The sequence below is a fragment of the Rhizobium sp. J15 genome (assembly GCF_002531825.1).
Taxonomy (GTDB): domain Bacteria; phylum Pseudomonadota; class Alphaproteobacteria; order Rhizobiales; family Rhizobiaceae; genus Rhizobium.
The window spans coordinates 220,540-232,459 of the sequence record NZ_NWSX01000001.1 but is presented as its reverse complement, the minus strand read 5'-3'; the positions used below and the strand labels follow the sequence as shown (position 1 = coordinate 232,459).

11 protein-coding genes are annotated in these 11,920 nt (G+C 61.3%); 7 read left to right on the top strand and 4 right to left on the bottom strand.

Going from position 1 to position 11,920, the window contains the following annotated elements:
- Window positions 1-39: 39 nt before the first annotated feature.
- Entirely contained in the window at window positions 40-306 is a 267-nt protein-coding gene (locus CO670_RS01065) for a hypothetical protein (RefSeq protein WP_088674978.1), read from the top strand.
- Window positions 307-391: 85 nt separating this feature from the next.
- Here CO670_RS01065 and CO670_RS01060 read toward each other — a convergent pair whose 3' ends face one another.
- The 3 genes from CO670_RS01060 to CO670_RS01050 form a co-directional block, all read right to left on the bottom strand.
- A complete protein-coding gene (locus CO670_RS01060) occupies window positions 392-796 on the bottom strand; it encodes a helix-turn-helix transcriptional regulator (protein ID WP_097588568.1) in 405 nt (134 codons plus the stop codon).
- Between the two features lie 468 nt (window positions 797-1,264).
- The gene (locus CO670_RS01055) at window positions 1,265-2,101 is read right to left on the bottom strand and encodes an amidohydrolase (RefSeq protein ID WP_097588567.1); all 837 of its coding nucleotides are present in this window, start codon (window positions 2,099-2,101) and stop codon (window positions 1,265-1,267) included.
- Between the two features lie 76 nt (window positions 2,102-2,177).
- Window positions 2,178-2,963 carry an IclR family transcriptional regulator gene (locus CO670_RS01050; RefSeq protein WP_097588566.1) on the bottom strand — a complete coding sequence of 262 codons (786 nt, stop codon included), beginning with the start codon at window positions 2,961-2,963 and terminating at the stop codon, window positions 2,178-2,180.
- 301 nt (window positions 2,964-3,264) lie between these two features.
- Between CO670_RS01050 and CO670_RS01045 the strand changes: the two genes are divergently transcribed.
- From CO670_RS01045 to CO670_RS32825, 4 genes are all read left to right on the top strand, one after another.
- The gene (locus CO670_RS01045; protein WP_097588565.1) at window positions 3,265-3,999 is read left to right on the top strand and encodes an SDR family oxidoreductase; all 735 of its coding nucleotides are present in this window, start codon (window positions 3,265-3,267) and stop codon (window positions 3,997-3,999) included.
- Window positions 4,000-4,077: 78 nt separating this feature from the next.
- On the top strand, window positions 4,078-5,355 hold the full coding sequence (locus tag CO670_RS01040; RefSeq protein ID WP_097588564.1) for an L-fuconate dehydratase: 1,278 nt from the start codon (window positions 4,078-4,080) through the stop codon (window positions 5,353-5,355).
- Between the two features lie 242 nt (window positions 5,356-5,597).
- Window positions 5,598-8,177, top strand: a complete 2,580-nt coding sequence (locus CO670_RS01035) for a caspase family protein (RefSeq protein WP_097588563.1) — start codon at window positions 5,598-5,600, stop codon at window positions 8,175-8,177.
- A gap of 24 nt (window positions 8,178-8,201) precedes the next feature.
- The gene (locus CO670_RS32825) at window positions 8,202-8,864 is read left to right on the top strand and encodes a tail fiber domain-containing protein (RefSeq protein ID WP_176538845.1); all 663 of its coding nucleotides are present in this window, start codon (window positions 8,202-8,204) and stop codon (window positions 8,862-8,864) included.
- A 75-nt stretch (window positions 8,865-8,939) separates the two neighbouring features.
- Here the strand turns inward: CO670_RS32825 and CO670_RS01020 are convergent, their stop codons facing one another.
- The gene (locus CO670_RS01020) at window positions 8,940-10,544 is read right to left on the bottom strand and encodes a hypothetical protein (RefSeq protein ID WP_097588561.1); all 1,605 of its coding nucleotides are present in this window, start codon (window positions 10,542-10,544) and stop codon (window positions 8,940-8,942) included.
- A gap of 148 nt (window positions 10,545-10,692) precedes the next feature.
- Here CO670_RS01020 and CO670_RS01015 point away from each other — a divergent pair, with 148 nt between their 5' ends.
- Both CO670_RS01015 and CO670_RS01010 read left to right on the top strand, forming a co-directional pair.
- Entirely contained in the window at window positions 10,693-11,283 is a 591-nt protein-coding gene (locus CO670_RS01015) for a hypothetical protein (protein ID WP_097588732.1), read from the top strand.
- 128 nt (window positions 11,284-11,411) lie between these two features.
- Entirely contained in the window at window positions 11,412-11,789 is a 378-nt protein-coding gene (locus CO670_RS01010; protein WP_097588731.1) for a hypothetical protein, read from the top strand.
- The last annotated feature ends 131 nt before the right edge of the window (window positions 11,790-11,920 follow it).

Here is an 11,920-nt window from a genome sequence, read left to right as displayed (position 1 = left end):
ATGGAATCGTAGGGTTTCACGACCAACGAGGCGGGAACGATGTTTGAACAACATACCGAGGGTACAGGCAGCGAATACGCAAGGATCTTCCGGCTGCTGTCGGCAGCCAAGGAGGAGGCTGAAAAACTTCAGCTGCGTAATCTGATGCACCTGACGAACATGGCACTGCTGCAGGTCGTCATCGATTGGGACGGCATAGATCCCGACAGGGAGCTTGACGTCAATCTCGAGAAGCTGCTCGGCAGCAAGGCCAAGATCGCAATGAAGGATGCCAGCGAGAATCTGATCCTGATCGATCGCCATTAAACCCGATCAACGGACATTGATCCGATCGATGGCAATTGACCCCGATTGATTCTCATGCGGTCCGTGAGGTCGCGTGAAAGGCAGTTTATTCGGCCGCGTCGCCTTCCAACTGTTCGGTGTGGGCGATCGCCTGGACGAGCTTCAGGATCTTCTTGCGAAGAGCTTCGTTCTTGATCGAGAAAAACGCAGCGTTGAGAAGCACGCCCTCGCGCGAGATAATGAATTCCTCGCTGGGAGCCGGATTATCGTTGGCTGTATCAGGAGCGGACAGATCGTCAAAGAACGTTCTGACATCGACCTTCAGAGCACCGGCGATTTCAACCAGCATGCTGGCGGAAACGCGGTTGGAGCCCTTTTCGTATTTCTGGATCTGTTGGAACGTGACGCCCACACGTTCGCCCAGTTCCGTCTGAGAAACCTTCCTCAGCAGACGCTGTATACGGATCGTCTTTCCGACGTGAACATCCACTGCATGCGGTTCTTCTTTCATTTCTTTTCCCTCCTGAGGACAGTGGACATGAGGTTATTCGCCATATCCCTGCCTGACAACTTCTACCCGAGATGAATAAAGCTAGCAATTGCTTGGTTGTAGGTCGTCCCAAACCGAAACAACGGCACGCTTCATTCTATCATCAGCAAAAAACATGCCAAAGTAGCACTTTTGTGGGATACGTCGTTCTGCGGATCTAGGTAAAAGTGTGTAGGGGTTCTGCGCGAAAACCAAGCGATAGAGCACTTCCGTGATTCGAAGACAAAGCGGAACGCTTTGATTCCTCAGGCCTGGAAGCCACAGACATACGCAGCGATTTCTCCAGCAACGCGCGAAGCATTGCCGGAAACTGCGTAAATGGAAGATTAAAGCGTGTCGCGCAAAAGTGTAGGCGGTTTTGCGATAACGACACGCGTAAGAACAAAGACCTGAAGCACGGCGAGCTCGTCTGAAAGATCGCGACGTGCTTCAAAGCGCCCAGACGCGCTGGGCGTTGGCGAAAAGCAGCTTGGAACGCTCCGCCTCGCTGCTGAGGGAAAGTATAGCATGGGTCGCAGCCACCCATGTGGAAAGCCCGCCGCCGAGCGTGCAGACCGGCCAGTCGCTGCCCCAGACGACACGATCCCAGCCGAAGCTTGCGATGACATGTTCGATATAGGGCTTCAGCGTCTGCGCCGCCCATGTTTCGGCGTCGGCATAGGCGACGACGCCGGACACTTTGCAGACGACGTTCGGCCGACGCGCAATCTCGGATATGCCGGCCTTCCAGGGTTCAAAGGCATCCGAGCGAATATCGGGCACGCCGCAATGGTCGAGCACGAACTGCACATCCGGCGCAAGATCGATAAGCGCGGTCACGCGGCCCGCCTGATGCGGCAGCGTGCAGAGATCGAAGGTCAGGCCGCTGCCGCCTATGCGCCGGATGTTTTCACGGAAGAGGGCGCCTTCGGACACATCGTCGGGGACGACATGCAGCACGCGGCGAAACCCCTTGACGAAGGGATCGGCCTTTTGCCGTTCGAGATAGGCGGCAAAGTCCTTCTCTTCCGGCCGGCAGGAGACGATGGCGCCGGCAATCAGGCTCCCCTCGCGCGCCGCAATGCTCCTGACATGATCGGTCTCGGCCTGCATGGCGGCAGGATCGACATCGACCTCCATGTGCAGGACTTTGGTGATGCCGCAGCGCCGGGCCTCGGTCGCGTAGGTCTCATAGAGGAAATCGTGATCGAGAGCGGGCACGCTTGAAAGCCACGGATAGGGCAGCGCCGACCGGTCGATAATGTGCAGATGGGTATCGATGAGCACGCTCTTCTCCTCCAGGAGTGTGGTTGCGGCAACCTATCCCCGGTGAATGGATTGTTCAAATAGAAATTCCCGGCCCTCAGGCGGGGTTGGCGACGTCGGCGCCGGCGAGCAGAGAAAGCTGGGCGGCAGTCTTCTGCACCAGCGCGATCGTCTGGCTGATATCGGGTGCCGAAGGCGCATTCACGAGCGCGATGAAAGGGCAGGTGAGGGCGGCGATGCAGCGCCGGTCCGGCCCGAGAACCGGCGCGGAGAGATTATAGACGCCGGCGGTCTGGGCACTCGCCATCATCTCGTAGCCGCGCTCGCGGATCTGGTCGAGACGGTCGTAGAATTCGGCGCCAAGCTCGATGTCTGCACGGCTGCGCACATGTTCCGAAATCATCATCTCCCGCTCCTCTGCACTGCGGAAGGCGAGCAGCACATGGCCCGAGCCGGTGTCGAACAGGCTGATATGCGCACCGATGCGGATCGAGAACCCCCAATAGTCAGGCGCCTCCTGTTGGGCAATGACGACGGCCGCGCCGCGATCGAAGACGGCGAGATGATTGGCCTGGCGGGTGCGCTGGGCAAGCTCGCGCATCAGCGGCGTGGCGTAGGAGGCGAGGCGGCGCACCGGCGCGTGCAGTTGGGCGAGGCCGAAGAGCTTCAGCGTCAGCGAGTAGCGATCGCCGTCCAGCCGGGTGACGTAACCGCGGCGCACGAGGCGGTCGAGCATGCGGTAGAATTCATTCGGGCTGCGATCGAGCCGCTTGGCGATCTCCGCCTGGGTGAGGCCGCTGTCGACGCCGGCGAGCAGCTCCAATATATCGAGGCCCTTGTCGAGGGCAGGAGCGCGGTAGCGGTCGGACTCGTCGGTCTCCATTCCTTCCTCCTGTGAATATTGCTCTGCATATACGCAGAACAGCGGTCGGAAAAGGAAAACTTCGCACTTGACCCAGGAGCAATCGTCTGTTTGTCTATAAACAGACAAATCATGGCTGAAGACAAGCCGCCCGAACGCAAGATGGCATACCGCGCGCACCTTGCCAGAGCCCGGTCGAAGCGCGCAAAGAAAGCGAACGATAGACGGTGACCGCGAGCTGTTCCATCATGGCCGAGCCTTCACCGGAGACACAGCCGCATTCCATCGTCCAGCGTAGACACATTAAGAAAAGGCCCGTGACATGACAGACAGACTTTCCGGCAAGACCGTTCTCATCACCGCCGCCGGCCAGGGCATCGGCCGGGCAACGGCGGCAGCCTTTGCCGCGGCCGGCGCCAAGGTCCACGCGACTGACATCAATACCGATGCGCTTGCCACCCTTGCCGCGGAAACCGGCGTTTCCACGCATAAGCTGAACGTGCTTGACGGGGATGCGGTCAAAGCCCTGGTCGCCGAAATCGGCGCCGTCGACGTGCTGTTCAACTGCGCCGGCTTCGTCCATGCCGGCTCGATCCTCGAAATGCAGGATTCCGATCTCGAATTCGCCTTCGATCTCAACGTCAAGGCCATGATCCGCACCATCCGCGCCGTGCTGCCGGGCATGCTGGAGCGCAAGGACGGGGCGATCATCAACATGGCCTCCGTCGCCTCCAGCATCAAGGGCGTGCCGAACCGCTTCGCCTATGGCGTCACCAAGGCGGCGGTCATCGGGCTCACCAAGGCTGTGGCCGCCGATTACGTCGCGGAAGGAATCCGCTGCAACGCCATCTGCCCCGGCACGGTGGAAAGCCCGTCGCTGCAGGATCGCATGCGCGCACAAGGCGATTACGACACAGCGCGCGCCGCCTTCATCGCGCGCCAGCCGATGGGTCGGCTCGGCTCGCCGGAGGAGATCGCCGATCTCGCCGTCTATCTCGCCGGCGCGACCTACACCTCGGGCCAGGCGATCGCCATCGACGGCGGCTGGACGATCTGACCCCATGCGACGGTGCGGCCGGAACACCGCCGGCCGCACTCGCTGCTCATGCAATCGGGCCCATCACGGAGGAATACCATGACCCGCATCACCAATCTCCGCGTCTTCGACCTCCGTTTTCCCACGTCGCAAAGCCTCGACGGCTCGGATGCGATGAATCCCGATCCCGATTATTCGGCCGCCTATGTCATTCTCGATACGGATGCGCCCGATCTTGCCGGCCATGGCCTGACCTTCACCATCGGCCGCGGCAACGACATCTGCTGCATGGCGATCGAAGCGATGCGCCATCTCGTCGTCGGCATGGATCTGGCCGAGGTTCTCGCCCATCCCGGCAAATTCTGGCGGCATCTGACGAGTGACAGCCAATTGCGCTGGATCGGCCCGGAAAAGGGCGCCATTCATCTCGCGACCGGCGCGGTCGTCAATGCCGTCTGGGATCTGCTCGCCAAGCAGGCCGGCAAGCCCGTCTGGCGTCTCGTCGCCGAAATGTCGCCGGAAGAGATCGCCGATATCGTCGACTACCGCTATCTCACCGATGTGCTGACGCGCGACGAAGCGATCGCCATTCTGAAGAAAGCGGAAGCCGGCAAGGCGGAGCGCATCGCCGTCCTGGAGAAGGAAGGTTACGCCTGCTACACGACCTCGGCCGGCTGGCTGGGTTATGAAGACGAGAAGCTGCGCCGCCTTTGCCGGGAGGCGATCGATGCCGGCTTCAATCATATCAAGATGAAGGTCGGCCGCGACCTCGACGACGATATCCGCCGCCTCAGGCTCGCCCGCGAGGTGATCGGTCCCGATCGTTACCTGATGATCGACGCCAACCAGGTCTGGGATGTCGGCCAGGCGATCGACTGGGTCAAGGCGCTTTCATCAGCCAAGCCGTTCTTCATCGAAGAGCCAACCAGCCCTGACGATGTCGCCGGCCATCGCAAGATCCGCCAGGCGATCGCGCCGGTGAAGGTCGCGACCGGCGAAATGTGCCAGAACCGCATCATGTTCAAGCAGTTCATCGCCGAGGGCGCGATCGACATCGTGCAGATCGATTCCTGCCGCATGGGCGGACTGAACGAGGTTCTCGCCGTGCTGCTGATCGCCGCGAAGTTCGGCCTGCCGGTCTGGCCGCACGCCGGCGGCGTGGGCCTCTGTGAATATGTTCAGCACCTGTCGATGATCGATTACATCGCCGTATCCGGCACCAAGGACGGCCGCGTCATCGAATATGTCGATCATCTCCACGAACATTTCGTCGATCCCTGCCGCATCGAAAACGCCGCCTATATGCCGCCCACGCTGCCGGGCTTCTCCATCGAGATGAAACCGGCCTCGATCAGCAACTATACGTTTCGCGGATAGGAACTTCATCGAAACTAACGTATCCGCCGCCGGCGGTATGTTCATTTTCCAAGTTTCTATAGTCTTTCCCGCCGGTGACAGGCTTCCAAATTGATGGCTCTGCTCCAATTCTCTTGGAGGCAGCGAAGCTTGCTTTTTTTAGCAGTCAGGAATATTTTCAAACTGTGAATGCGCAGGGGGCCAGCATCAGCAGGCCAGCAAATTTTATTGAGCAGAAACAATAGAATGTTTGCAATCGCGCCATGCCGAAGTTTCACAACGTCAAGAGACTGTGCGCCTATCTGCTGACCGCTGCGGCAATACTGCTGTCTGTCGGCATCGCGCATGCGGCCGTCACCGAAGAGAGCGGCCGGCGCGTCGCCCTCGTCATCGGCAACTCGGTCTATAAGACGCTGCCCTCGCTTCCCAATCCCGCCAATGATGTCGAAGAGGTCGCCAATACGCTGCGCGCGGCCGGCTTCGACGTGACGATCGGTGTCAATGTCGACCGTATCGGGCTTGAAGATACGGTGCGCCGCTTCCTGCGCTCGACCGGCAATGCCGAGGCCGGGCTCATCTACTATTCGGGCCACGGCATCCAGGTGGGCGGCCAGAATTTCATCGTGCCGGTCGATGCCACTCTGGAGACGCCCTATGACGTCGAAACGCAGACCATGCCGCTCGACCTCATTCTGAACCATCTCAAGCAGAATTCGCGGGTGCAGCTGATCTTCCTCGATGCCTGCCGCAACAATCCCTTCAATGCGCAGAAATTCTGGATGGCCGAAAAGCTGGAGCCGGTCGGCGCCACGCGCGGTCTTGCCCGCATCGACAGCGATCTCGGCAGCCTCATCGCCTTTTCGACCGAACCAGGCCAGGTGGCGCTCGACGGCGAGGGGGCACTCAGCCCCTATTCCGAATCTTTCATCAAGCGCGCCAGCGAGCCCAACAAGGAAATCCGCCAGGTCCTGACCGATGTGCGCCGCGATGTCATCGCCATGACCAACGGCAAGCAAGTGCCCTGGGAAAACTCCTCCTTGATGGACAGCTTCTATTTCATTCCGGCGCCGCCGCCGCCGAGCGTCGAGCCGATGCAGCAGGCGAGCGTGCCGGAGGGCGCCGCCGCCACACCGCTGATGATCGCGCCGCCGCATGACAAGACCGGCTCGACGCTGCTCGTCACGATCAACCAGCTTCCCCAGACCGGCAAGCTCAGCTTCGACGGCAAGCCGGTCGAGCAGGGCGCAAAGCTTCCCGCCGCGGCGCTGACGGCACTGACCTATGATTCATCAGGCGTTGCCGCCGGCACCGTCGGCCTGATCGGTTATACCGTCAGCGACCCTTACGGCCAGGCGACGCAGGGCGTGGTCGCGATCACCGTCTCGGCCGATGCCGGCGCCAAGCTTGCCCAACTGGAACAGGAAAAGCAGACACGGCTTGCCGATGCCGGCGCCTATCTGAAGGAGTTGCCGCGCGACATCGACACGACGATCGGCGTCGGCCCCGTCAAGGCGAACCTGCCTGAAGTACCGGCCTCGGCCGCGGAAATGACCTTCAAGGTCGCAGCCCTCCCCGACAAGGGCACGCTACGCGCCGGAGACCGGGTGATCGGCCTCGGCCATGTGCTTGAGGCGGCGGATGTCCCGGCACTTTCCTACGAGCCGCAGATCGGCACGGAAAACCAGAGCTTCACTGTCACGCTGCAGGCCGCCAACGACAACCTGCCGCCCGCGACCGTCACCTTCAAGCCGGCACTCGACGCCTGCGACAGCGCAGCCGCAGCACCGCTCGACCTGCAAGGCGTCACCGCGGGCAAGCTGCCGAACGAGATCGATCCCAGCGTGGCCGTATCTGCCTGCACGGAGGCGATGAAGGCCTATCCCGAAGTCGCGCGCTTCGTCTATCAACTCGGCCGCGCCCAGCTCGCCAACCGCGAGACGAAAACGGCCTTCGCGACGATCAAGAAGGCGATGGATGCCGGGCATGTCAGGGCGATTTCGGAACTCTCTGCGCTTTATCTGGTCGGCGGATCCGTTCAGGCGAGCCTCGACAAATCGAGCCAGATGGCGGCCATGGGCGCAAAGAAGGGGGATCCTTACGCGCTCTATGCCTATGGCAAAAATCTCTTTTATGGCCGTGGTGTGAAAGCCAACACCCAGGAAGGCCTGAAGCTTATGCTCCAGGCAGCCGATCTCGGCCATACCTATGCAATGAACGAACTTGGCTACATCTTCTCGAACGGCGTCAACGTCCCATCGGACATGGAACGCGGCATCCGCTTTTATGAGTCAGGTCTCAAGAGAGACGACATCTATTCGATGAACAGCCTCGGGATGATTTATCGCGCCGGCAAAGGCGTGCCGCAGGACCTTGAGAAAGCGTTGGAGCTTTTCAAAAAGGCAGCGGACGGCGGCCAGCCTTATGCCCCGCGGAACATCGGCCTTATGTACAGAGACGGGTTAGGAGTGCCTAAAGACGAGGCTGCAGCCCTCTCCTGGCTGGAAATGGGCGCCGAGCGCGGCGATTATTGGAGCGCATTCGAGCGGGCCAAGATAGCCAAAGCCAACGGTTCGGATGCGGAAAGCTTAGCGACCGCCGCCCACTATTTCGCTCTTGCAAGCGCACTCAACAGGCCCGGAACCGGCGACCCCAAAAAGCAGGCTGAGAAAGAGCTCGCATCCTTGGCGGACTCTGCCAAGAAGAAGGCCGCAGAGGCGTTTTCGGCGGAATTGACTGCACAGGAACTGAAGGCTCTGCCGAAGACGAAGTCACTCAACGAGAGGCTGACGCTTCTTGCGAAGGCGACGTGGGCAAAGCGAAATCCGCGATATGATCTTTTCTAAACGGTGATCCCGGGGGCGCCTAACATGACCAGCAAAGTCTTCATACGTGTACTGCTCTGCTCGACCTTCATCGCCGGCTCCGGCATCATACTGCAGGGCTGCGTCTTTGACCCCGGCGGCAAGACCCTCTTCGCCAATCAGGAGCCGGCGCAGCCCGCACGCAACAAGGCCCCGACCGCGAAAAAGGTCGCCGTAAAAAGTGACGAACGGGAGTCGACTTTTGCTCGTTCGGACAGGAGTTCCGGCGGCTCAAGCAGTTCCTCCGGGATGGGCGGCGGCTCCAGCAGCGGCAGTTCCGGCGGCAATGACGGCGGCGATACCGGTGGCGGCGATCCTGGTTGGTCGGATCGGCGTCTGAAGATGGATATTCGTCGCGTCGGCACTTCTCCTGCCGGCATTCCGATCTATGCATTCCGCTACATCTGGGGCGGCCCACTCTTTGTCGGCACAATGGCGCAGGATCTTTTACTGATCAGGCCGGATGTCGTGTCTCGGGGTGCAACCGGATATTACGCAGTGGACTACGCCAAGCTCGATATCAAAATGATTTCGATACCGGATGAGCTTTCGCTAGCTTCACCAGGGGCAGGCGCTGCAGTCGCGGCGCTTTCGCTCAACGCTGCAAAGACGCAGCCTTCGATCGGACTTCCGGATTTCGTCCCGCAAGATGTTCAGCTGGCAATCTGATCGAGAGATCCCGTGCTGGGCGCAGCGCTTACTGCGCGTGACCTCAAGATCAGCGCTCCGAAGCCGCTCCCCCGGTCAGCCGTCCAGCCCCCTGAAGCGAACCGGCTGGTAGCCGCGCATCAGAAGATTGCCGAGCGAATAGGTGTTGCGGCAGACGCGGCCCTTGCAGGTGTTCGGCGAGGCCTCCATGACCTCCACCTTCTTGTCGTCCGTGAAGCGCATGAACAACAGCACATGCGAGCCCGGCTTGTTCAGCGCGTCGCCCGGCCGCAGAGACCAGGGGTCGGAGAGGCGCTTGGTAATCCCCGGAATGGCGCGCGTCGACACATGCATCTTCAGCCCCCAGGCGTCGCTGACGAAGCCGGAGCAGTCGACGCCGAGAATGTTGGATTGCGGCGCGCTCTTGGTGCAGACATTGCCGGCGGTCTGGCCGTTTTCCACGCCGCTCACAAAAGCCTCGAGCGGCGTCTTGCAGCCCCAGCAATAGGGGACGCCCTTCACCGTCTGGCCGCGTTTGCCGATCAGGTAGATCGGCCGGCGCAGCCGGTTCATGTTGGCGCAGCCCGGCCCGGGGTCCCGGCCGTAGGCCGCCGGCGTCACCAGCCAGTTCAGGGTTTCGAAGCCGATGGCGCGCTCGATGACGTCGCCCCGCGATTTCGGCACGATCGCCACTTTCGGCGTCTTGCCGGGCTTGCCCGTATTCAGCGGTTTGGCGGGCTTGGCGACGGCGAGCCTGCGCCCGGGATCGCGGCCGTCGAGCCTCAGCACCTGCGCCCGGCTTTCCTGCGAGCGCAGAAAGAGCACGTCCCCGCGCGGGCCGATCGCGACGAACCGTCTTGAAAACACCGTGCCGGATTCGATCGGCAGATCGTAGACGCGGTCCGTCATCCCGTTCGGCGTGAAGCGCACCACCAGCATGCCGGTACGCTCCGGCCGGTCGGCGGGCACGAGTTCGATCAGCGCATAGGGCCTGCCCGTCGTATCGATGTCGAGAAGCTCGACCGTGCCGATCCGCCCTTCGGAGGCGAGCTGCAGCGAGAGGAAATTCTCTTCCGAGCTGCTGCGCCGAAGCAGGATTTCCGCCTTGTCGTTTGCAGCCGAGACCTCCGCGACGATATCGCCGAGCCCGCGGCTCGGAACATATTGAATGACCGGCGGCCGGGCCTCCGGCCGGCTGGTGCTGCGGCCGATCTCGTCGATGATGCTGTTCAGCGGGCCTGGCGGCACCGAGCCCATGGAGGCGAAGACCGAGCGCGTATAGTCGTCGGCATCGCCGCCATCGACGGCGCGCAGCGTCTGCGACCGGCCGTCGGCAGCGGTGGAGCGCTGAAGCGGCACGACGCCATCCGACCAGAGGTAGAGTTCGTTATGGACGACGGCGAGATCCTCCGGCGCGGCATTCTCCGGCAGTGGCAGAATCTCGGGATCGGCCTGCGAGCGCTCGGCATCGATGGCGAGCACGCGGCCATTGTTCTGATCGAGGATGTAGATCGTGCCGTCGTCGCCGACGGTGATCGCCGCCGGCCCGGATGCCTCCACTTCCTCGCTGGCGGAAATGATGCCGACCGAGCGGGCGCCGTCGCCGCTGCGAAGCTCGATTATCACAGTGTCTTTGGCGAGGACAGGCCAGGCGATCGCAATCGCCGCGGCCATCAGAATATGCGACCCGAAACTGCGCATTGTCTTCAACCCCAGTGACCGTAAAGTCTTTAAAATGTTAGGATAGATGCGCCTCCTCAGCAAGCCGTTGCTTTCCAAACGATTTGGAGATCTGCGCCTGCAATAGTACAAGATCAGGGTCTTGAAGATTTGCTGTCAGGGAATGCTCATGCTGGACTGGAACGGTGATGAACTCGCGCTCGATGTCAGCCTGCTGGAGCAAGTGCGCGCCGCGAGGATAGGTTTCTCCGACCGCGTCTGTGCGGCCTCGGCCAGCAAGGACGAAAAGCATCTGGCCCAGCTGCGCTCGGAGCCGACCTACCTGATGGCAGAGTTCCTCTATTCGATGAAGGTCTTCGGCATCAACACGGCGGAAGATATCGAGCGCTTCGCCGATCTGCACAATGACTATGTGGTTTCACTCACCCGCGATCCGGCCAAGCTGCAGCGCCTGGGCCTTTCGCAGGATCGCGCGCTCGCTTCGATGTTCACCGCCGACACCAAGCCGCGGCTGATCCAGAACTGGGCGGAAAAGGCAGGCGCGATCGACCAGTCCAACCTTGCCCGTTTCCTCGTCGCGGTGATGTCGAGCGAGACCTGCCGCAAGACGCTGATCGATTTCGAGACGGCGGGCTTCATGCAGCGCAGGCGCTCGCCCTACGGCACCATGGTCGTCTGGTCGACCGGCAAGATCGAGGAGATCTTCGGCGAGATGCTGCGCAATCTTCGCCTCGGCCTGCAGCAAAGGAAGATCCTCTAAGCCCCGCGGCCAGTCGATTTCCACCCTCCCAATCGTTTGGCGGCGATCGCCGTTGCCTTCCTTCCGGCCTCTCCCTATTGTCGTGCTGCCTGCGCTATCGTGACACGTTGATGATGGATTTGACGACGATGACGAAATCCCGGCTCATAACCCTGTCGATCGGCCTTCTGCTGGCGCTGCAGATTCCTGGGCTCGGCTTTGCCGGGCCGGTCGAGGATGCGCTGGCGGCGCGGAATCCCTCGCTTGCCGCACTGCGCCAGCATGACGAAAAAGCCTTTACCGCCGCCGTCGCGATCATCGCCGAACACGAGCGCGCCCAGGGGCTGACGCCGGGCGAAGGCAAGCTGCCCGATGCGACGTCGCCAGGACGCGACATGGGCTCGGGCCCCGGCAAGGAATTCACGGCCGACAATCCGGATATTCTTTGGCTCTATAATTCCTCGCCCGAGGGTATGAGCGACCTGATCTCGATTTTGAAATCGGCCGGGCAGAAACCCAAGAACTAACCTTCGCCCGGCAGCCGAACGGACTATATCCGGCATCGGATATAGCCGATGCCGAGTCTTGCTCACGTCTTTGCCGCGACGGTTTCTTCGCGCCTCCAAATAATTTGTAACCCTCCCTCAAGCAAGACGGG